21 protein-coding genes and 1 pseudogene are annotated in these 20,292 nt (G+C 39.3%); 10 read left to right on the top strand and 12 right to left on the bottom strand.

Annotated elements, in window-relative coordinates; all coding sequences use genetic code 11:
* Positions 1-102: 102 nt before the first annotated feature.
* From aroC to C9E88_RS09305, 3 genes are all read right to left on the bottom strand, one after another.
* Positions 103-1,188, bottom strand: a complete 1,086-nt coding sequence (aroC, locus tag C9E88_RS09295; protein WP_106984953.1) for a chorismate synthase — start codon at positions 1,186-1,188, stop codon at positions 103-105.
* 13 nt (positions 1,189-1,201) lie between these two features.
* On the bottom strand, positions 1,202-2,212 hold the full coding sequence (gene prmB / locus C9E88_RS09300; RefSeq protein WP_106984952.1) for a 50S ribosomal protein L3 N(5)-glutamine methyltransferase: 1,011 nt from the start codon (positions 2,210-2,212) through the stop codon (positions 1,202-1,204).
* 72 nt (positions 2,213-2,284) lie between these two features.
* Positions 2,285-2,680 (bottom strand): lysozyme inhibitor LprI family protein, encoded by a 396-nt coding sequence (locus C9E88_RS09305; RefSeq protein WP_106984951.1) that lies wholly within the window; start codon positions 2,678-2,680, stop codon positions 2,285-2,287.
* A 152-nt stretch (positions 2,681-2,832) separates the two neighbouring features.
* Between C9E88_RS09305 and C9E88_RS09310 the strand changes: the two genes are divergently transcribed.
* The 6 genes from C9E88_RS09310 (at position 2,833) to C9E88_RS09335 (ending at position 8,792) form a co-directional block, all read left to right on the top strand.
* The gene (locus C9E88_RS09310; protein ID WP_106984950.1) at positions 2,833-3,138 is read left to right on the top strand and encodes a hypothetical protein; all 306 of its coding nucleotides are present in this window, start codon (positions 2,833-2,835) and stop codon (positions 3,136-3,138) included.
* Positions 3,139-3,283: 145 nt separating this feature from the next.
* The gene (locus C9E88_RS09315) at positions 3,284-4,657 is read left to right on the top strand and encodes an ABC1 kinase family protein (protein ID WP_106984949.1); all 1,374 of its coding nucleotides are present in this window, start codon (positions 3,284-3,286) and stop codon (positions 4,655-4,657) included.
* A gap of 225 nt (positions 4,658-4,882) precedes the next feature.
* Complete coding sequence (locus C9E88_RS09320; protein ID WP_106984948.1) at positions 4,883-6,178, top strand: acyl-CoA dehydrogenase family protein; 1,296 nt, start codon at positions 4,883-4,885, stop codon at positions 6,176-6,178.
* Positions 6,179-6,200: 22 nt separating this feature from the next.
* Positions 6,201-7,400 (top strand): acyl-CoA dehydrogenase family protein, encoded by a 1,200-nt coding sequence (locus tag C9E88_RS09325; RefSeq protein WP_106984947.1) that lies wholly within the window; start codon positions 6,201-6,203, stop codon positions 7,398-7,400.
* A gap of 88 nt (positions 7,401-7,488) precedes the next feature.
* The gene (locus C9E88_RS09330) at positions 7,489-7,977 is read left to right on the top strand and encodes a GNAT family N-acetyltransferase (protein WP_106984946.1); all 489 of its coding nucleotides are present in this window, start codon (positions 7,489-7,491) and stop codon (positions 7,975-7,977) included.
* A gap of 293 nt (positions 7,978-8,270) precedes the next feature.
* Entirely contained in the window at positions 8,271-8,792 is a 522-nt protein-coding gene (locus C9E88_RS09335; protein ID WP_106985029.1) for a lytic transglycosylase domain-containing protein, read from the top strand.
* 139 nt (positions 8,793-8,931) lie between these two features.
* Here the strand turns inward: C9E88_RS09335 and C9E88_RS17825 are convergent, their stop codons facing one another.
* Entirely contained in the window at positions 8,932-9,045 is a 114-nt protein-coding gene (locus C9E88_RS17825; protein ID WP_227865776.1) for a hypothetical protein, read from the bottom strand.
* Positions 9,046-9,326: 281 nt separating this feature from the next.
* Positions 9,327-9,563 (bottom strand): hypothetical protein, encoded by a 237-nt coding sequence (locus C9E88_RS09340; RefSeq protein WP_106984944.1) that lies wholly within the window; start codon positions 9,561-9,563, stop codon positions 9,327-9,329.
* 205 nt (positions 9,564-9,768) lie between these two features.
* On the opposite strand from C9E88_RS09340, the gene C9E88_RS09345 reads away from it, so the two are divergent.
* The gene (locus C9E88_RS09345) at positions 9,769-10,260 is read left to right on the top strand and encodes a CinA family protein (protein WP_106984943.1); all 492 of its coding nucleotides are present in this window, start codon (positions 9,769-9,771) and stop codon (positions 10,258-10,260) included.
* Between the two features lie 81 nt (positions 10,261-10,341).
* Here the strand turns inward: C9E88_RS09345 and prpC are convergent, their stop codons facing one another.
* Together prpC and prpB are read right to left on the bottom strand one after the other, a co-directional pair.
* Positions 10,342-11,478 (bottom strand): bifunctional 2-methylcitrate synthase/citrate synthase, encoded by a 1,137-nt coding sequence (gene prpC / locus C9E88_RS09350; RefSeq protein WP_106984942.1) that lies wholly within the window; start codon positions 11,476-11,478, stop codon positions 10,342-10,344.
* Positions 11,479-11,480: 2 nt separating this feature from the next.
* Complete coding sequence (prpB, locus tag C9E88_RS09355; protein WP_106984941.1) at positions 11,481-12,365, bottom strand: methylisocitrate lyase; 885 nt, start codon at positions 12,363-12,365, stop codon at positions 11,481-11,483.
* A gap of 241 nt (positions 12,366-12,606) precedes the next feature.
* Between prpB and C9E88_RS09360 the strand changes: the two are divergent.
* The 3 genes and pseudogenes from C9E88_RS09360 to C9E88_RS09370 form a co-directional block, all read left to right on the top strand.
* Positions 12,607-13,251 (top strand): annotated as a pseudogene (locus C9E88_RS09360) (TetR/AcrR family transcriptional regulator); the annotation flags it as partial.
* A 117-nt stretch (positions 13,252-13,368) separates the two neighbouring features.
* A complete protein-coding gene (gene argF, locus C9E88_RS09365) occupies positions 13,369-14,289 on the top strand; it encodes an ornithine carbamoyltransferase (RefSeq protein WP_106984940.1) in 921 nt (306 codons plus the stop codon).
* 100 nt (positions 14,290-14,389) lie between these two features.
* Positions 14,390-14,857 carry a hypothetical protein gene (locus C9E88_RS09370; RefSeq protein ID WP_106984939.1) on the top strand — a complete coding sequence of 156 codons (468 nt, stop codon included), beginning with the start codon at positions 14,390-14,392 and terminating at the stop codon, positions 14,855-14,857.
* A 282-nt stretch (positions 14,858-15,139) separates the two neighbouring features.
* Here C9E88_RS09370 and C9E88_RS09375 read toward each other — a convergent pair whose 3' ends face one another.
* The 5 genes from C9E88_RS09375 to argC all read right to left on the bottom strand — a co-directional run bounded on the left by C9E88_RS09375 (position 15,140) and on the right by argC (position 20,176).
* Entirely contained in the window at positions 15,140-15,433 is a 294-nt protein-coding gene (locus C9E88_RS09375) for a YnfA family protein (protein WP_425267157.1), read from the bottom strand.
* A gap of 138 nt (positions 15,434-15,571) precedes the next feature.
* Entirely contained in the window at positions 15,572-17,848 is a 2,277-nt protein-coding gene (gene clpA, locus C9E88_RS09380) for an ATP-dependent Clp protease ATP-binding subunit ClpA (protein ID WP_106984937.1), read from the bottom strand.
* Between the two features lie 9 nt (positions 17,849-17,857).
* Complete coding sequence (gene clpS / locus C9E88_RS09385; RefSeq protein ID WP_106984936.1) at positions 17,858-18,274, bottom strand: ATP-dependent Clp protease adapter ClpS; 417 nt, start codon at positions 18,272-18,274, stop codon at positions 17,858-17,860.
* 19 nt (positions 18,275-18,293) lie between these two features.
* The gene (locus C9E88_RS09390) at positions 18,294-19,046 is read right to left on the bottom strand and encodes a DUF6776 family protein (protein WP_106984935.1); all 753 of its coding nucleotides are present in this window, start codon (positions 19,044-19,046) and stop codon (positions 18,294-18,296) included.
* A 77-nt stretch (positions 19,047-19,123) separates the two neighbouring features.
* Positions 19,124-20,176 carry an N-acetyl-gamma-glutamyl-phosphate reductase gene (gene argC / locus C9E88_RS09395; RefSeq protein ID WP_171406349.1) on the bottom strand — a complete coding sequence of 351 codons (1,053 nt, stop codon included), beginning with the start codon at positions 20,174-20,176 and terminating at the stop codon, positions 19,124-19,126.
* Positions 20,177-20,292 lie beyond the last annotated feature (116 nt).

Raw genomic sequence — 20,292 nt, forward strand, 5'->3', positions numbered from 1 at the left:
TTTTATTGATACGACTGAGTAGCAATATATCGTGAATTGATTTTTAATCTATATTTAAATTAAAAAAACCAGACCGAAGTCTGGTTTTTTAGAAGCGCATATTTAAATAGGTTCAAATGGTGCGACTACATCAGCATTCTGTGCACGATTACGCATGAAATGATCCATAAGTACAATTGCAAGCATAGCTTCTGCAATCGGTGTTGCACGTACACCTACGCATGGGTCATGACGACCTTTGGTTAGAACATCTGTATCTTCACGATTGATCGTAATGGTTTTACCTGGCGTAGTAATTGACGCTGTTGGTTTTAAAGCAATAGAGACACGAATATCTTGACCACTTGAAATACCACCTAAAATACCACCTGCATGGTTCGCTAAGAAACCTTCAGTGGTTAATTCATCACGTGTTTCATGCCCAAACTGCTCAGCAACAGCAAAACCATCGCCAATTTCAACGCCTTTTACAGCATTAATAGACATCATGGCATGGGCAATATCAGCATCTAAGCGGTCAAATACAGGTTCACCCCAGCCCACTGGCACTTGAGTCGCAATGATCTCAAGCTTTGCGCCACAGCTAGTCCCTTGCTCGCGCAGTGATGTCACTAAAGCTTCGAAACGAGGTACTGCATCAGCGTCACCGCAGAAAAATGGATTATTTGGAACTTCATTCCAATCCAATTTTTCAGCTTTTTCAGTTCCAATTTGTGTTACATGGCCACGAATTTCAATGCCAAACTTTTCAAGCAAGAACTTTTTAGCAATTGCACCAGCAGCAACTCGCATTGCTGTTTCGCGTGCACTTGAACGGCCACCGCCGCGGTAGTCACGGAAACCATACTTTTGAGTATAGGTATAGTCTGCATGACCTGGGCGGAAAGTTTGCGCAATATTGCCATAATCCTTCGATTTTTGATCAGTATTGCGAATAAGCAAGCCTATTGAAGTGCCAGTGGTTTTACCCTCAAAAACCCCTGAAATAATTTCAACTTCATCTGGCTCTTTACGCTGTGTTGCAAATTTAGATGTCCCTGGTTTACGGCGGTCTAAATCTTTCTGCAAATCAGCTTCAGTTAATTCAATACCCGGTGGTACACCATCAACGATGGCCATAAGACCAACGCCATGAGATTCACCACAAGTCGTTACACGGAACAGTTGCCCTATACTATTACCTGCCATGTCAAACGACTCCTTATGCTTGAATAGATTGAATAAATAAATCTCGGAATGTACGGCATTGCTGTGCAGTTAAAGCAAAGATACCCGTACCGCCTTTTTGGAACTGCAACCAGTAGAAATCAACTGTGTTGAAGTTTTGGCGCATTGCCCATTCAGAGTTACCTACTTCAATTACGATCAAGCCATCTTCCGTGAGGTAATCTGCTGCCTGTGCCAACATTTTGCGTACCAAGTCTAAACCATCTTGGCCAGCAGCTAATGCAAGTTCTGGCTCATGATGGAATTCATCTGGCAAGTCAGCCATATCTTCAGCATCCACATAAGGTGGATTTGATACGATTAAATCATATTGATTTTCTGCAGGAATTTTTGCAAATAAATCAGATTCAAGCAAAGCCACTTGGTATTGCTTGTTGTGATGCTCTGCATTAATTGATGCTACTTCTAAAGCTTCTTTAGAAATATCCGTAGCATCTACTTCTGCATCTGGATAAGCATAAGCTAAAGCAATAGCAATACAGCCAGAACCCGTACACATATCTAAAATGCGCTGTGGCGTTTTTGGATTTGGATTTTCAGGTAAATTATTAACAGCTGCGCCCATTTGAGCATTTTCACCTAAGCAATATGGCGCAAAACGGTTTTCAATAAGCTCAGCAATAGGTGAACGTGGAATAAGTACACGCTCATCAACATAGAATGGCTTGCCATAGAAATATGCCAAATTTAACAAGTATGAAGTTGGCACTTTTTCATTAATACGACGTTCAAGTAAAGCTAAAAACTCAGCGGCTTCGCTTGGCAAAACTTTCGCATCTAAAATTTCAGCATCCGCATTCCAGTCTAATGACAGTGTTTGCAAAACCAGTGCAGAACTTTCAGCAAAATAGTCTTCTGTACCTTGACCTAAATGTGCATCGTATTGACGTAATGCTGTTACACCAAAACGAATGTAATCTCGAATGGTGGATAAATTTTCAGCAGCTTCCTGCAAATGTTCAGGGCTAATAGTCGGTCGATCCACTTAAGGCGTCTCCAAGGTCATATTTTTAAAACGCCCTATGATACCTTAGTTTTCATGGTTTTTTTGGGAAAATCATTTCATATTTTTATTGTGCAATCGTACTTCCATCATATCAGCATGTGACATTGTCATTTGAACCGCACAACTTGAATTTGAAATCAAAAACTCTTTCGCTTTTTTATTTTTAATATTACATGCGTTATCGCGACGCTGTAACCATACCTCTTGAGACTGCGTTACCAACGCTTGCTCGCTATCTGCAGTTGTTTTTAATGTTATTTTTAAAAGCTTTTTCATTCTTTTATTTTGCGCTTTATATTCTTTAATTTGACAGGTATTAATAAGATTGGATTGACTTTGAGCCTTTCTCATACATGCCTCAAAATCGCCGGTATAACCTAATGCGAATGCATTCACGGACCAACCAGCACATGCAATTAACAAACCTTGTGTTAAGCGCTTTTTCATGACTCCGTCCCCATACAAAAATAAATAGTTATAAAATTATTCTGCCTTTATATCATCTTAGATTTATATTTAAAATGCTTTCAATAAAGAATGATTGAAAATTAAAAATTTAACTTCATTATATAGATTATGGTCACCACAATAGATGAAACATGAGCTACAAGCACAACAATCTTATGGCAATGCGTCAAAATTACTGGAATGACGCACATACACCTCGCGTTAATGCTGAAAAAGTATTTTTTCAACAACTCTTAAACGACTTAGGTATCTTTGAAAATGCTAATCTTGAAGATGCAAAATCATTATTCTTTAGTTTACCGAGTATTATTCTCATAAAAGGTTATGCCAAAGGCTTTATGGAGCCTTCTATACAGCAACTGATAAAACAACACATCGAATTGCACCGCACTGAGCTGCAACAAAAATTTGATGTCAAAATTAAATTTAGGCTCTAAAGTCTTTTATTCTCTTATTTTTAGAATTTTCAGTTGCATAACTACACTGTAAATTCAGCATGTTGAACTTTTTTAATACGTGCAGACCATGTAAGATTCGCTACAATGAATTTTTCTGCGAACTGTTGAACAGGATTAAGTTTAAATGTCAGATCAGAACGATAAGCTTAAACAATTGAAAACCTCCTCCATGGATCGACGCTTATCGATTGCGAAAGCCTCTTTACTGGCTGGTACGCGCTGGGCTGCCTCAAGTGCAAGCACAATGTTCTCAAGTGAAGAAGAAAAAGAACGTAAACGCAAAAAAGCCATGAAAGAACAAGCTGAGTATCTGGTCGCAGAAATTGGCAAACTTAAAGGCTCTATTGTTAAAATTGGCCAAATGATGGCTTTATATGGCGAGCATTTTTTACCTGAAGAAATTACTCAAGCTCTAAATACGCTTAATAACCAAACTGTGGCTTTGGCATGGCCAGCAATTAAAACTCAGCTTGAAGCACAGCTAGGTTCAAAATTAAATGATCTGACCATTGATCATGAACCATTAGGTACTGCGTCTTTGGCACAAGTTCATCGTGCAACCCGTAAATCCGATGGTTTGGAATTGGTGTTAAAAGTTCAATATCCTGGTGTTGCAGATGCAATTGATTCAGATATGAACTTATTTAAAAATATGCTGAAACTCACTCGTATGGTGCCTCAAACACGCGAATTCGATCAATGGTTCGAAGAAGTCCGTGAAATGATGCATCGTGAAGTGAATTATAAAATTGAAGCGGACACTACACGTCGTTTTGCAAGTCGTTTAAATCACGATCCGCGCTACATTGTTCCTCAGATTGTCGATGACTACTGCACACATCAAGTCTTATGTATGACTTTTGAGCGTGGCGTGCCTATCAACAGCCCTGTCATGCTGTCACTCCCACAAGAGCGTCGTAATGCATTAGGTGAAGCATCCCTTGAAATTGCCGTTCGTGAAATATTCGAATGGGGTGAAATGCAAACTGACCCAAATTTTGGTAACTATTTGGTTCGCTTAGGTGATGGCGCACAAGTACAAGATAAAATTGTGTTACTTGATTTTGGTGCTATCCGCCAATTTGATTCCAATCTATTAAAAGTTGCGCGTAATTTAATTGAAGCTGGTTATCATCATGATGCCGCTGAAATGGTTGAAGCGATGACTGGATATGAGTTTTTTGATGCAATGCCTCTGAGTATTAAACCAGATATGGCCAAAGTGTTTTTGCTGGCAACAGAAGCATTTAGTAGTCCCTTAAACAATCCTGATTTGCCAGCTGGTGTAATGGATGAGCATTTACGCTACGATTGGAAAAAAAGCCAATTGCATAGTCGTGTTATGCAACGAGCTTCTAAATCTATGGCATCACGTTACTTCAGTATTCCACCGAAAGAATTTATGTTTATCAGTCGTAAATTTATCGGTGCATATACTTTTATGACGGTTATTGAAGCAAAAACTAATGTACGTAACATGATCCAAAAGTATCAATAATGATTCAGGCTTGAATGATGCAATGTCATTCAAGCCAATTTATCAGTAAATGAAGTTTTCTAAATAATTTTTAAATAAATAAAAATCAATCTATTAAATATCAATTCAAGCCCATACTGACCGTTTATCTTAGTCAATAAACAATGTCAAAACTGACATAGTTTTTTTAAAACGCAAATGTCAGCATAAAAATAAGCATAAAATTTGCGCTTAGGAATAATCAGTATGACCAACATGGTAAATAAGGCTCAAGGATTTGGGTTATCGCTTATTACAAAAATTGCAGGAAGCGAAGTATTAGATCAGCTTAAACTTCGAAAGTTTCTTGAAAAGTCACTCTATCAAGGTTCAAAAGCTGGATTCAAAACCCTCAACCAAACACAAAAAATATTTAAACCCCAAGCTAAGATCAATAAACAACGCCTTCCCAATCAAGAAAAATCGCTGTTTGATTTAAGCTTGAGTGAAGAACAACAAATGCTCAGTGATGCTATGAGACAGTTTGCCAGCGAGGTCTTACGCCCACTCGCTCAACAAGTCAATCATGATGAACTCTTTCCACAACAGCTTTGGCAACACAGTACAGACCTAGGGTTAAATTTTTATGCTTTACCTGAAAGCCTTGGTGGTGTTGCGACTGAAAAAAATATTGTGACCAACCTACTGATTGCAGAGCACCTCGCACATGGCGACTTTAGTTTATGTGCTGGACTCCTCTCCAGCTTTAGCGTCATAAATGCACTGACTCAATGGGGATCTGCTGAAGTTCAGGCTAAATATCTCACCGCTTTTAGTGAAGACTCTGAACTTAAAGCCACTTTTGCTGTTCAAGAAAATACCCCCGCCTTTAATCCATTCCAACTTAAAACTCAAGCAACCGATCAGAATGGCCAATACAGTATTAGCGGTGAAAAAACTGCCGTTCTCTTAGGGCAATCTGCTGATATTTTGCTTGTGAGTGCAATGTTAAATGGCCAACCCGAAGTTTTTGTTGTGCCCCGCCACCCATCAATTCAAATGAAAAAATCACCTGCAATGGGCCTAAAACCTGCAGAGACAGTAACCTTATATTTTGAAAATAGTCCTGCTGAGCGTCTGTCTGACAATGACTTTAATTACACGGCCTTTTTAGATTTAGGCAATTTAATGTGGTGTGCACTTGCTATTGGTACATGCACAGCAGCTAAAGAGTACTGCATTGAATATGCCAATGACCGCTTGGCTTTTGGTGAGCCTATTTCTCATCGTCAAAGTGTCGCTTTTATGATTGCCGATATGGCCATTGAAATTGATGCTATGCGCATGCTGTTACTGAATGCAGCTAGCCTTGCAGAATCAGGGCAGCCTTTCCATCGTGAAGCATATTTAGCGCGTCTACTGTGTGCCGAAAAATCAATGAAAATAGGTACGGATAGTGTGCAAATTTTAGGGGGTCATGGTTTTACCAAAGAGCATCCTGTAGAGCGTTGGTATCGTGATTTACGTGCCGTAGCCATCATGCAATCTGGCCTACATGCATAAAAGATAAGACAAGGACACCGTTATGAATTTACAAAATCCTAAAAAATTTAAAATGCTCATTGATCAAGCACATGAAGTTGCTTTAAATGTGCTACGCCCAATTTCACGTAAATACGATAAAGCAGAACATGCCTATCCGAAAGAGCTCGACATGTTGTCATCTTTGGTCGATGGGATGAACCAAGGTGGTGATGGACTGAACGCTGGTGCCGCAGTGAATAAACGTGGCGATACACAAACAGGCAATAAAAATGGCGTAAATATGTCAACAGCACTGAGTGTTGTTGAAATGTGCTATGGCGATACAGGCTTATTACTCTCTATGCCCCGCCAAGGCTTAGGAAATTCTGCAATCGCAGCCGTGGCAAATGATGAGCAGCTAAAACGATTTGATGGGGTGTGGGCTGCCATGGCAATTACAGAGCCTGGCTGTGGTTCAGACTCAGCAGCAATTCGCACGACCGCAACCTTAGATGGCGATCATTACATCCTAAATGGCGAAAAAATCTTTGTGACCAGTGGAGAACGTGCAGATGCAGTTGTCGTGTGGGCGACCTTAGATAAAAAATTAGGACGTGCTGCAATTAAATCCTTTGTGGTTGAAAAAGGCACTCCGGGCATGAATATTGACCGACTAGAGCATAAGCTCGGCATAAAAGCTTCAGATACCGCAGCAATTAGCTTTATTGACTGTCGTGTCCCTGCCGCCAACCTATTAGGCAATGCCGAAATAGATGTAGCCAAAGGTTTTGCTGGTGTGATGGAAACTTTTGATAACACTCGCCCTTTAGTTGCAGCTATGGCTATTGGTTGTGCAAAAGCATCTTTGGAGCGTATTAAAGAAATATTTAAAGATTCAATTGATCCTACTTATGCAACGCCCTACCTACAAAGCTCAAACATCGCTGCGCAAATTTACCGCATGGAAGCTGAATGGGAAGCTGCTCGACTCCTAATGATTAAGGCCGCGTGGATGGCAGATAACAAAATTCCAAACTCACGTGAAGCATCTATTTCTAAAGCCAAAGCAGGCCGTATAGCCAATGAAATCACTTTAAAATGCGTCGAACTGGCAACGTGTGTGGGCTATAACGAAGATGAACTCCTCGAAAAATGGGCACGTGATTCAAAAATCCTTGATATTTTTGAAGGTACACAACAAATCCAACAACTCATTATTGCTCGCAGTGAGCTAGGAAAAACGTCAAGTGAACTGAAGTAGTAGAATATTCTTGCTATTTTTTCTTCAAAAAGACACAAGAGATGATTTTTTTGCTATAAAAAATCATCTCTTTTTTTATCTTATATTTATGTATCACATTCGCCCCATTCAACAAAAAGATAATCTACAAATTGCAACCCTGATTCGCAAAGTTTCACAAGAATTTGGATTAGCACCTGAATCTGGATTTGCTGTTGCCGACCCTATTTTAGATGATTTATATCAGGTCTATAGCCAAAAGAATGCACAATATTGGGTGGTGGTTAATGAAGATGATCAGGTTTTAGGTGGTGGTGGTATCTCACCGCTTCAGGGTGACCCCAATGTACTTGAAATACAAAAAATGTATTTCGATGTTTCTTTACGTGGTCTAGGCTTTGCCAAAAAGATTTTGGCAACCGCATTTGAATTCGCAAAATTACATCATTTTCAAATCTGTTATTTGGAAACGACTTCAAGCTTATGGCAAGCAGTCAAACTATATGAAAAATTGGGATTTTCACATCTAAAGGCTCCAATGGGCGCTACAGGACACAGCCATGCATGTGAAATTTGGATGGCAAAAGACATATTTTAATGCGCTATCGTCGCCTTATATACACGTGCTATAGCCGTTATTTCATCATCAGCTATGCTGATAAAAATCTGTAATGAATGCACTACGTTCGTTGGTTTTGTAAAAAGAGCAGATGAACTGACGGCTTTTACTGAGTAACATTTTGCAATCAGAATCATGCTGTTATGTGCTTGACCTAACATGGATGTAATTGATAATGATTACTAGCTTAATTTGTAATCCCCTAAAATAGGACTTTTATGTACGCCAATAGATTTTTCAATTTTTGCCAAACTTTTTCTGCTCAGCAAAACATGCTGAAGTCCGCGGTACTTTTTCTAAGCTTAAGCACACTTGCTGGTTGCTCTTCTCTTGGCGGTGGATCTGTAGAAAAACGGGCAAAAAAATTATCTGTAGGCATACAACGGGCTTATTCTGTCGCACCACCTACGGCTGATCGCGTATCACCAATGATTATTCAAAGTGCCGAACGCTATCAAATGGATCCATTATTAATGGCTGCCTTAATTCGCCAAGAATCATCTTATAGAACGAATGTAAGCTCACCTGCAGGTGCTGTTGGTCTGACGCAAATTATTCCACGTTATTGGCAAAACACCTGTATGGGTGATTTATTTGATGAAAATACCAACATTAACTGTGGGACTTACATACTATCCAAATACACTCTACAAGCTGGCGACAGCAAAAAGGCCTTGGCTTATTACAATGTTGGGCCTACAGGTTATAACAATAATCGTGCTATGAAAAAACAAGGTAAATGCTATGCCAAACAAGTTAAAGCTCATCGTAAATCGTTAAAAAATGCGCTTTAAATAGGCTTAAAAGTCACCTCATCTCGCTGTACCTAGTAACTCACATAAAAAAAGAGCAATGTGATGATCACATTGCTCTTTTTTCTCTGGCTAGCATCAGGTAACACATTTAGCTGGAGTAAATATTTAACGAAGAATCCTATACTGGATTTATCACATAAAAATAAACAACCAAAAATGCTAAAATCACAATTGACAATGTGAGGTAAGTACCTGAAGTATTAAAGCTTTTAATGAATTTTAGAATATTCATGACTCAAACCGCTAATACATCGAATTAATTATACGGTTTTACGCAACACATTCAGTGAATTGTATCTTTTTTTTAACCGCTTGTTACATTTAATTACAATTCAAATAGTGCACCAAGCCTTGAACTCTCTCACCAATAAGTTATTTATCACATGCTTTTTATAATCTATAAACAATTTCACATTTTAAAATTAATTCTATTTTTAAGTATTCACCCTCTATCTGACCAAAGTATAGCGATAAAAAAAACTCCGATATTCGGAGTTTTTTTATCGCTTTTCATTATTCGCTTAAAGCGAGAACTTTTACAATAATCGTTTGTGAATCTTCAAACTCTTCCACAATTTGTAATCGCTTCAGCTCTTTGCTTTTGACTTTGAACTTGTGATTTTGATATGAAATTTCTGCAGGAATTTGGTCAAAATACTGACTATCTGCCTCTAATTCCTCTTGAAAAAGTGGCGTGCCTAATTGGTAATCTAAGCTTTTTAAAACGACATACTTTACTGTTGTTTTCATCAATGTATCCTACTTTCTTAACACACTTTATTTTTATTTTTACCACTGTTTTAAGTGAAGTAAAACCTTTAATTTCAAAATTTGCCCATACTTTAATCATTTAAACCATAAACACCAAATTGAAATAAGTTTCAGTAAAAAGTTACTATACTTTCAAATATTTAAACATTATTGCTAAAATACATTAAAAACTTAAAGTTCAAAAATGCCTAAAACTCAATTAATACAATGTTGCCAAACCCTTGAGCACAATCATAAAACGATTGCCTTTATTGAAAGTGCGAGTTCAGGTTATCTCAGCAGTCAATTTTCTATCTATAAAAATTCTGGCGCAGATATTTTATTAGGTGGTTTAGTCAGTTATGACCCAAGTATCAAAGTGTCTATTTTAGACATATCCCCTCAGCTTATAGAACGTTATACCGCTGAATCGGCTGAAGTAACTCAAGCAATGGCACAGCAAGGAAAATTGCTCTTTACGCAAGCAGATGTAATTGTGGCATGTACAGGTTTGCTCAAGCCAGGTGGAAGCGCCACAGTAGACAAACCCGAAGGTACATTTTTCATTAGTATTTTATATCAAAAGCAGTGTTATAACTTTCAATATTATTTAACAGGACAACCACTTAGTCGCCTTGAACAATTGACGGAACTGGTCGCACAAGAAGTTGATACGCTCATTACACAGCCCTTCTAATAAGCTTATTCATCTAAATTAAAAAAATTCAATATACAAAAAAGCCTCCGAAGAGGCTTTTTGAAAACTAAAATTTAAAACTTATGCAGCGGAACGCTCTGTAATCGGCACTACTTTACGCAGTTCAGGGCCTGTATAGTCCGCACTTGGGCGAATAATACGGTTGTCTGCACGCTGTTCCATCACATGCGCTGCCCAGCCTGTTACACGACTCATTACAAAGATTGGCGTGAATAGTTTGGTTGCAATATCCATGAAGTGATATGCAGATGCATGGAAGAAGTCTGCATTACAGAACAATTTCTTCTCACGCCACATCACTTCTTCACAGCGTACTGATACAGGGTAAAGTACGGTGTCACCCACGTCCTTAGCTAGGCGTTCAGACCAAATTTTGATGATGCCGTTACGCGGGTCATTGTCTTTGTAGATTGCATGACCGAAGCCCATGATCTTTTCTTTACGTTCTAATTTGCCAAGCATTTCACGCTCAGCTTCTTCTGGAGACGTCCAGTTTTCAATCATTTCCATCGCTGCTTCATTTGCACCGCCATGTAATGGGCCACGTAGTGAACCAATCGCACCAGTAATACATGAATGCATATCTGACAATGTTGATGCACATACACGCGCAGTAAATGTAGAAGCATTAAACTCATGCTCTGCATACAGAATCAGTGATACGTTCATCACTTGTTCATGCAATTCATTTGGTTTTTCGCCACGCAGTAAATGCAGGAATTGTGCGCCGATTGAATCATCATCGGTATTTTCTTCTACACGTACGCCGTCATGGCTGAAACGGTACCAGTAGCAAATGATTGCAGGCAAGGTTGCAAGAATACGGTCTGCAACATCTTGCTGTTCAGCAAATGACTGTTCTGTTTCAAGGTTACCTAGCATTGAAACGCCTGTACGCATCACATCCATTGGGTGTGAGTCTGCAGGAATACGCTCTAATACTTCTTTTAATGCCTGTGGCAATTGTCGTAGTGACTTCAGTTTAGCTTTATACGCTGCAAGCTGTTCTGTTGTTGGTAATTCACCAAAGAAAATCAGGTACGCAACTTCTTCAAACTGACAGTTTTCTGCCAAATCTTGAACGTCATAACCACGATAGGTTAAGCCCGCACCACTTTTGCCTACAGTTGACAATGCAGTTTTACCAGCTACTTGTCCGCGCAATCCTGCGCCCGTGAGTACTTTTCCTTCAGCCATTTTTATTTTCCTTCGGTGAATAATTTATCTAATGTATTTTCAAATGTGTGATAGTCGAGGAACTCATAAAGTTCTTTACGCTGTTGCATTTTATCCAGCACGTTGACTTGCGTACCCTCATTACGGATGGCATGCATCACTTCTAATGCTGCTTTTTGCATTGCACGTGTCGGAGACAATGGATAAAGCACCATGCTAATCCCTTGCTCGCCTAATTCTTCTTTGGTGTAGTAAGGGGTATCACCAAACTCTGTAATATTGGCTAATACAGGCACACCTACTGCATCGCAGACAGTTTTGTACATGGTAATGTCGGTCATCGCTTCAGCAAAGATCGCATCAGCACCGGCTTCTACACATGCACATGCACGGTCGATTACCGCTTGCAAACCTTCTTTTTGCAAAGCATCTGTACGTGCCATCACCACAAAGTTAGAATCGGTTTTTGCATCGACTGCCGCTTTAATACGGTCGACCATTTCCTGTTGCGTCACAATTTCTTTGTTTGGACGGTGGCCACAGCGCTTTTGAGCCACTTGGTCTTCAATATGAACCGCGGCTGCACCGGCAGCAATCATTTGCTTTACACTGCGTGCAATATTAAATGCACCACCCCAACCTGTGTCGATATCCACCAAAAGCGGTGTGTCTACACGTTCTGTAATACGACGGACATCTTCTAAAACGTTATCCAGACTGGTCATACCTAAGTCAGGTAAACCATAAGAATAGTTCGCAACCCCAGCACCCGAAAGATAGATGGCTTTATAACCCACCTGTTTCGCCATCATTGCTGCATAAGCGTTGACTGTGCCGATAATTTGTAATGGTTTTTCCACTTCTAATGCTTGTCTAAATCTTAAACCTGCAGACGTTTGTTCTGTCATATTCCCTTCCACAGAGGTCTCTATATTTGTTGAGGCTTGAGTATAACCATAATTATTTGGTGTGCTATGACCAATTAGAATTTTTACTCTATAACTTTAGTCAAATATTTTTGAAAGATATAATATTATTTCGTGACTGTATATTGCTTAGTCAACACCGATGATTACACCCTCTTTGTACAAAGATTTGCTATAATTACAAGTGTTATTTTTAGTGGATCTATTTATTTCCAATATGTAAGATTTAGCTCAGTTAGAACCGCTCGCACGCGACTTACCACAAACTAAACGTGGTCATGAACGATGTGTCGCACTTTTAGAAAGTGGTGCTGAACTATTTCTACGACATGGATATGATGCCGTTTCACTTGATGATATTGTCAATCATGCAGGTGGCTCAAAAGCATCCATTTATAAATATTTTGGCAATAAAGAAGGCTTGTTTAAGTCAATTTGTGATTATCGGCGCGATCAATTTTTTAAAGATATTTGCGTCCCATTTAATCCTGAGCTGTCTAGCTTTCGCAATTATTTAGTTCAAACCCTTTTAAATTTTCAGCATCATTTGAACCAACCCGATAAAGCCGCATTTATGCGTTTAGTCCTTGAGCAAAGTCAGCGCAACCCTGATATTGCACAACATATCCATGAGCACGGCCCAAAACAAATTCAATTGGCGATTGCAACAGCACTGGAAACTGCTCATCAGAAAGGTTTACTGGTCTGTGAGCACCCGCTTTTTTCAGCACAATTTTATTTTGGTATCTTACGTAATTTAGAATGGAAAATTTTAATGGGTCTACCAAATGAAGAAACTGATCAAGAAAACATCAATTACATAAATTACTGTGTAGATCGCTTCTTAGATGGGCATCAAAAGTCCTAGTTTTTTTGCATTTTTGCAGGTTTTTGGTATAGAGTACTTGATTCTCCTTTTTTTCTTTAACCAACCAACAACTAATTGTTGTTTATTTTTTGATTCAGCAATTATTGTGGAGTAATCATGGCTCTGCGTCATTTTCTGACTTTACGCGATTTATCGACTTTAGAACTTAACCAAATTGTGCAACGTGGTATTGAGCTGAAACGCAAACAGCACAACAATGAAGTGTTCCAACCGTTTGTTGGCAAAGTAATGGGCATGATTTTTGAAAAATCAAGCACTCGTACGCGTGTATCGTTTGAAGCTGGTATGAGCCAGTTTGGTGGTAGTGCAATTTTCCTTTCATCACGTGATTCACAATTGGGTCGCGGTGAACCTGTAGAAGATTCAGCACGTGTTATTTCAAGCATGCTCGATATTGTCATGATTCGTACTTTCGGCCATGACATTGTTGAACGTTTTGCTTCTTACTCAAAAGTTCCAGTCATTAATGCTTTAACAGATGACCACCACCCTTGCCAACTTCTTGCCGATGTACAAACCTTTGTTGAACACCGTGGTTCAATCGAAGGTAAAATAGTTGCTTGGATTGGTGACGGCAACAACATGTGTAATTCATATATTGAAGCTGCACACATGTGGGGCTTTAAATTAAAAATTGCTTCACCAAAAGGCTATGAACCTCAAGAGCAATTTTTGTCTGAATTTGCGCACTGCGTAGAGCTTGTAAACTCAGCTGAAGATGCTGCTGTAAATGCAGATCTTATTGTGACTGATGTTTGGGCAAGTATGGGCCAAGAGGAAGAGCAAAAAGTACGTGAAAAAGCATTCGCTGACTATCAAGTGAACGAGCGCTTAATGGATTTAGCTCATCCAGATTGCCTATTCATGCATTGCTTGCCAGCTCACCGTGGCGAGGAAATCTCAGAAAATATGCTTGACCACAAAAATGCTGTAGTTTGGGATGAAGCTGAAAACCGCTTACATGCTCAAAAAGCATTGGTTGAATTCTTAATTAACGAAAACCTTAAAAAAGACTAAGGCTTTTGTAGAATAAAAAGCACCTTCGGGTGCTTTTTTTATGCATGCATGGCTATAATCAAATAATAACTTTTTATAAATTTTAAAAGTGACCTGCTCCATGGTATCAAAACTTGCTCTTTGCCTTACTACTGTTTTAACAGCAACTTTCTGTCAGGTTCATGCTTCCGAATTTGACGAATACCTACAATCGAAGAAAATTATTGACCAAAATTTTAAGATTCAACAACCTAAAGTGTTGGATGAACTTCTTGCTGTATTAAGTGCCGAAGACTCTAAAACACTTCCTCTTGAGATTGACCACAATACAATTATTGAGCAACTTCAACTCAGTGCTGAAAAGACCGAGTTAAAAGGCATGATTATTACACCCGACTTTGCACAATTTGAAGCAGACTTAGGCCGTAAAGAAGTGCAAAAACTGATTATGAAAAATTTAGTGCAGAACTGCTCAATTTTCTTTGAGCATGAATATCAGAAAAAAAATCCTTATTTGGTCGAGTTCGATTTAAGCTCAGAAAAAAACCACTACAAACTTGAATTAAAGCAAAAAGATTGTGGTATTTAAGCATCGCCAAATATCTTATTTGCTATATGGATAGGCTTCTGCAACAATTCCTGAATCTTTCAGAAGCCGACTTCTCCATTGCCAAAATCCAATACAAATACTCTCCTAGCTGGTCAAATCACAGCACTTACAACAGTCATTTAATACATTTAGCAATCTATTTTATAGACACTGACTGCTTGAAATACTCCAATTATAGAAGCATATATCTATTACATAATGAAATGGCTTTGTCTTAGATAAAGCTCCGCTAAACATTCATTCACAATGAACTTAAAAATGCTATCGAATCATGCCTTGTGGTTGCAAAATAATTAAAGCTGCGCCAATAAGCACAATCGCACCGCCAGCCAAATCCCAACGGCTTAAACTAACCTGATCGACATAACGTAGCCACAGCAACGCTGTAAAAATATAAATTCCACCATAAGCAGCATAAATACGCCCAGAAGCTGCTGGATGTAAAGTCAATAGCCATACGAATGCACCCAAAGCTAAAGCAGTTGGGATCCAAAGCCATTGGCTTTTGTTTTGATTCAAAATTAAATAAGGAAAATAACAACCTAATATTTCCATCACAGCAGTGACTAAAAACAAAAAGAATGTCGTTAATATTTTAGCAAATGGCAAATCCAAAACGTTAAGCCCTTCAATTATGTGGATAGTCAAAAAATAACCCGTGAGAACACGGGTTATTTTAAATCAGTTGTGAAATTATGCTGGTTCAGCGGTTTGATCTTCAAATACTTCAAGTTTCAAGCCAATCGCTTTTCCATTTTCTTTCTTCACAGAAACGGCAACGTTACCGCCATGCTCTGCTAACTCACCAAATAAAATCATTTCAGCAAGTGGTTTTTTCAAATGCTCTTGAATCAAACGTTGCATCGGTCGAGCGCCCATCAGGCGATCATAACCATTTTCAGCCATCCATTCACGGGCATCTTGATCCACTTCTAGCATCACTTTCTTATCATCTAACTGTGCTTGTAGTTCAGTTAAGAACTTATCAACCACATTTTCAATGACTGTTGTAGGTAATGCACGGAACTGAATCACACCATCCAAACGGTTACGGAACTCTGGTGAGAATGCTTTTTTCATTGCATCTTGGTTGTCATTACTGTTGTCTTGATCCATAAAGCCAATGCTGACGCGAGAAATACTTTCTGCACCAATATTCGTTGTCAGCACCAGCACTACATTACGGAAATCAGACTTACGTCCATTATTATCCGTTAACGCACCATGATCCATAATTTGAAGCAATAAGTTAAATACATCTGGATGTGCTTTTTCAATTTCATCCAGCAACAATACACAGTGTGGATTTTTATGAATCGCATCCGTCAGTAAACCGCCTTGGTCAAAACCAACATAACCTGGAGGCGCACCAATTAAGCGAGATACGGCGTGACGCTCCATGTATTCAGACATATCAAAACGTACGAGTTCTACACCTAGCAGTTTAGCCAATTGCTTGGTAACTTCCGTTTTACCCACGCCTGTTGGGCCAGCAAAAACAAAACTACCAACGGGTTTGTCTGGTGACTTCAAGCCTGCACGTGACAGTTTAATTGCTGAAGACAAGGCTTCAATCGCTTCATCTTGACCAAAGACCACACGTTTCAAATCACGCTCTAAATGTTCAAGAACTGATTTATCATCCTTAGATACCGTTTTTGGCGGAATACGGGCAATTTTAGACACAATATCTTCGATATTTTCAACCGTAATTGCGGTATCGTCTTGCTCTGCCTTCAATCGGCGCTGTGCACCAGCTTCATCAATTACATCGATGGCTTTATCTGGCAAGAAACGGTCATTAATAAATTTAGCAGATAATTCAACCGCCGAAACCAAAGCTTGATCTTCATACTTCACATGGTGAAATTCTTCAAATTTAGATTTCAAACCGCGTAAAATATCAATCGTTTCTGAAATTGAAGGCTCATTCACATCAATTTTTTGGAAACGACGAGATAGAGCATGATCCTTTTCAAATACCTGACGGTATTCTTGGAAAGTTGTTGAACCGATGCAACGTAAAGTACCATTTGCAAGTGCTGGCTTAATCAAATTAGATGCGTCCATCGTGCTACCCATGCTTGAGCCCGCACCAATGATCATGTGAATTTCATCAATAAATAACACTGCTTCTGGTTTTTTCTTTAGCGCATTTAACAATTGTTTTAAGCGCTTCTCAAAATCACCACGATACTTGGTTCCTGCAACCAATGCACCAATGTCCAAACTAAATACTTCAGCATGCTCAAGTGGCTTAGGCGCTTTACCATTTACAATGAGCCAAGCTAAACCTTCTGCAATAGACGTTTTACCTACGCCGGGATCACCCACCAACAGCGGGTTGTTTTTACGGCGACGACATAGAATTTGAGCTGCGCGTTCAATTTCTTTTTCACGGCCAATTAAAGGGTCAGTTTTGCCCTTTTGCGCTTCTAGATTTAAATTGGTGGTGTAAAGCTCTAATGGGCCAGCATTGGCAGAAGCTGCAGATTCGCCATCCAGCTCTTCTACTTCTTCTTCAGCTTGTACTTCTTCTTTACGTGTTCCATGAGAAAGGTATTGAGTCAGAGTCAAACGATTAATTTGATGGCGTTTAAGTAAATACACCGCAAAAGAATCACGCTCAGAATACATCGCCACCAAAATATCCGCACCTTCTACAGTACGGTCACCACCGCTAGATTGCACATGAAAAATGGCACGTTGCAAAATACGGTCAAAGCTTTCCGTAGGATGCGGTGCTTGATCCTGATTTTCACCCAATTTTGGGGTGTGTTGTTCGACGTATTCTTCTAACTCTTTGCGAAGCACAATAATGTCTGCGCCGCATGCTTTTAATGCATTTACAGCAGAGTCATTATCAAGTAAAGCCAATAATAAATGTTCTACCGTCAAAAACTCATGTCTCTTTTGACGAGCCATGCTGACAGCCAAACGTAATGATACTTCTAATTGACGACTGAGCATGCAACCCCCTTAATCTTTGGACTCAATCTGACAAAGTAATGGATGACCTTGAGACCGAGCGTAATTATTGACTTGGTTCGCTTTAGTCTCCGCGATGTCTCGCGGATAAACACCTGCAACACCTTTTCCTTCATAATGTACAGTTAGCATTACTTGAGTAGCTTGGTCAAGATTCATTGCAAAGTATTGTTGTAAAATTTCAATAACAAAGTCCATTGGGGTGTAATCATCGTTCATTAAAACGACAGCATACATCGGTGGACGTTTAAATTGAGGCGGCGCAGTCATTACCGCAGTATTTGAATCACCTTCTTCATGCGAATCGTCGTTGCTCAAGCGTGGGCTGAGATGCCAATCGACCAATCCAGATTGATGAAAAGAGGCTTTGATACTCGACAGGCTAATTTGACGCTTATTTGTTCGCATAATTTTTTTATTACACACTTTAGTTTACGTTTGCTTCAGTTTGTGGGATCTCGGAAAGGAATGCAGCTTGATTATCTACTGCAGGGCCTTTTGTCCAACTAAAACGACGGGTGACTTGTTTACCTGAACCATTTAAACGTACCTCAATAAAACTTGGGGTAAAGCCTTTAGGCATAGTCCATCGACCCGTTAAACGTTCATTGTTTTCAAAATTGAAGTTTTTGTCTTCCATAGGTACAGTCAGAACTTCTGTACCTTGAATTAAGCGCATTTCCACACTACCTGAAACATTGGCTTTATTTGGACTCACCTGCATTAAATCCAGTTGATATTCAAAAGCATTTTCAGGTAAAGGTTTGATAGCCAAGTGTTGGACTGCCAAGGCAATACCACCGCGTTGGCGTAATACCTCACGATATAACACACCAAGATTTTCTGCTTGCTCTTGTGCATCACGTGATTTAATTACAGATAATCCTAAATCATTTGAATTGCTTACTGCTATATCGCGCTCTTGCACAGCAGTATTGAGTGATTTGTGGAGCACAGCCAATTCAGCTTTTTGCTTTTGCACAACTTCAACCAATTGCTCCGCATCCGCATCATAGCCCACCACCGTCAGGCCTTGACGATGGCCAACGGAATAACCCAATAAACCACTGCTCAGCGCAATGATTGCAGCACCTGCAACCAAAGGCATATTACTTTGCAAAAATGGTTTGTTGTTACTTGAAGTCGGTTCTGACGTGATATTAGAGTCTGTATTCGGCATCGTCGTCTCTTATTTGATTTATTCAAAACACACATTTAAATCGAAATCTAAATGTGTGTGAAGTTTTAATGCGTTTCTTATGGTAATAAACCAATGCCTTGTAACCCTGCATTTTCTGCAAAATTAAACATTAAGTTCATGTTTTGTACTGCTTGACCAGCAGCACCTTTTACTAAGTTATCTTGTACTGCAAGAATTACTAGTTTCTTAGGCTGTGGTTTATACAATGCAATACGTAATTGGTTAGCGCCACGTACTGTACGTGTTTCTGGTGAACTGCCCACTGGCATCACATCTACAAACTGTTCATTTGCATAGAACTGTTCATATAAGTTTTGCAAATCTGCAGTTGCGCCAGCATCCGTTAAATCGATATAAATTGTGCTGAGCATGCCACGAATCATTGGCACCAAATGAGGTACAAATAAAATTTCGTTAAATACACCTTTTTGACCTGAAATATTTTCGAGTGCTTCTACAATTTCAGGGTGATGACGATGACCCGCTACACCGTATGCTTTAAAGTTATCTGCATTTTCAGAATAGATCATGCCAAGACTTGCTTTACGACCTGCACCTGAAACCCCAGATTTTGCATCAATAATAATACTTTCAGGTTTCACTAATCCTTCAGCCTTGAGCACAGGTGCTAAACCCAATTGCACTGTAGTTGGATAGCAACCTGGGTTACCAATCACTGAAGCTTGTTGAATTTTTTCACGATTCAGCTCAGACAGGCCGTAAACAGAATCTTTTAGAATTTCTGGGCAAGCGTGCTCTAAACCATACCATTTTTCAAACTGTTCAAGATCTTGCAAACGGAAGTCAGCAGCCAAATCAATCACTTTGGTATTTGCTGCAACTAATTCAGCAGCATGTTTCATCGCTACACCATGTGGTGTTGCAAAAAATACAACATCACATGCTTTTAATGCATTGATATCAAGGTCTGAATATTTGAGTTCAGTATGGCCACGTAAGCTTGGAAACATGTCATCGACACGGCGACCATTTTCAGTACGTGAAGTTAAAACTTTTACTTCCGCGTTTGGATGACGCAGTAAAATACGGAGTAATTCAACGCCTGTATAACCTGTACCGCCGACAATACCAACTGAAATCACGCTCATTACCTCAAATCTAAACTATCCATTTATAAGGTCGTAGTATGACAGGAAGTTAATATTTTCTGAACAGTTTTGCCGAGCTGTTGGCTGAATTTTATCATTTTACCTGAACTTAAAAA

The organism is Acinetobacter cumulans (assembly GCF_003024525.3).
Lineage (GTDB): Bacteria > Pseudomonadota > Gammaproteobacteria > Pseudomonadales > Moraxellaceae > Acinetobacter > Acinetobacter cumulans.

Coding starts and splice junctions, on each gene's coding strand:
- aroC (WP_106984953.1), bottom strand. CDS start 1,188: ATGGCAGGTAATAGTATAGGGCAACTGTTCCGTGTAACGACTTGTGGT.
- C9E88_RS09305 (WP_106984951.1), bottom strand. CDS start 2,680: ATGAAAAAGCGCTTAACACAAGGTTTGTTAATTGCATGTGCTGGTTGG.
- C9E88_RS09310 (WP_106984950.1), top strand. CDS start 2,833: ATGAGCTACAAGCACAACAATCTTATGGCAATGCGTCAAAATTACTGG.
- C9E88_RS09315 (WP_106984949.1), top strand. CDS start 3,284: ATGTCAGATCAGAACGATAAGCTTAAACAATTGAAAACCTCCTCCATG.
- C9E88_RS09320 (WP_106984948.1), top strand. CDS start 4,883: ATGACCAACATGGTAAATAAGGCTCAAGGATTTGGGTTATCGCTTATT.
- C9E88_RS09325 (WP_106984947.1), top strand. CDS start 6,201: ATGAATTTACAAAATCCTAAAAAATTTAAAATGCTCATTGATCAAGCA.
- C9E88_RS09330 (WP_106984946.1), top strand. CDS start 7,489: ATGTATCACATTCGCCCCATTCAACAAAAAGATAATCTACAAATTGCA.
- C9E88_RS09335 (WP_106985029.1), top strand. CDS start 8,271: ATGCTGAAGTCCGCGGTACTTTTTCTAAGCTTAAGCACACTTGCTGGT.
- C9E88_RS17825 (WP_227865776.1), bottom strand. CDS start 9,045: ATGAATATTCTAAAATTCATTAAAAGCTTTAATACTTCAGGTACTTAC.
- C9E88_RS09340 (WP_106984944.1), bottom strand. CDS start 9,563: ATGAAAACAACAGTAAAGTATGTCGTTTTAAAAAGCTTAGATTACCAA.
- C9E88_RS09345 (WP_106984943.1), top strand. CDS start 9,769: ATGCCTAAAACTCAATTAATACAATGTTGCCAAACCCTTGAGCACAAT.
- prpC (WP_106984942.1), bottom strand. CDS start 11,478: ATGGCTGAAGGAAAAGTACTCACGGGCGCAGGATTGCGCGGACAAGTA.
- prpB (WP_106984941.1), bottom strand. CDS start 12,365: ATGACAGAACAAACGTCTGCAGGTTTAAGATTTAGACAAGCATTAGAA.
- argF (WP_106984940.1), top strand. CDS start 13,369: ATGGCTCTGCGTCATTTTCTGACTTTACGCGATTTATCGACTTTAGAA.
- C9E88_RS09370 (WP_106984939.1), top strand. CDS start 14,390: ATGGTATCAAAACTTGCTCTTTGCCTTACTACTGTTTTAACAGCAACT.
- C9E88_RS09375 (WP_425267157.1), bottom strand. CDS start 15,433: ATGGAAATATTAGGTTGTTATTTTCCTTATTTAATTTTGAATCAAAAC.
- clpA (WP_106984937.1), bottom strand. CDS start 17,848: ATGCTCAGTCGTCAATTAGAAGTATCATTACGTTTGGCTGTCAGCATG.
- clpS (WP_106984936.1), bottom strand. CDS start 18,274: ATGCGAACAAATAAGCGTCAAATTAGCCTGTCGAGTATCAAAGCCTCT.
- C9E88_RS09390 (WP_106984935.1), bottom strand. CDS start 19,046: ATGCCGAATACAGACTCTAATATCACGTCAGAACCGACTTCAAGTAAC.
- argC (WP_171406349.1), bottom strand. CDS start 20,176: ATGAGCGTGATTTCAGTTGGTATTGTCGGCGGTACAGGTTATACAGGC.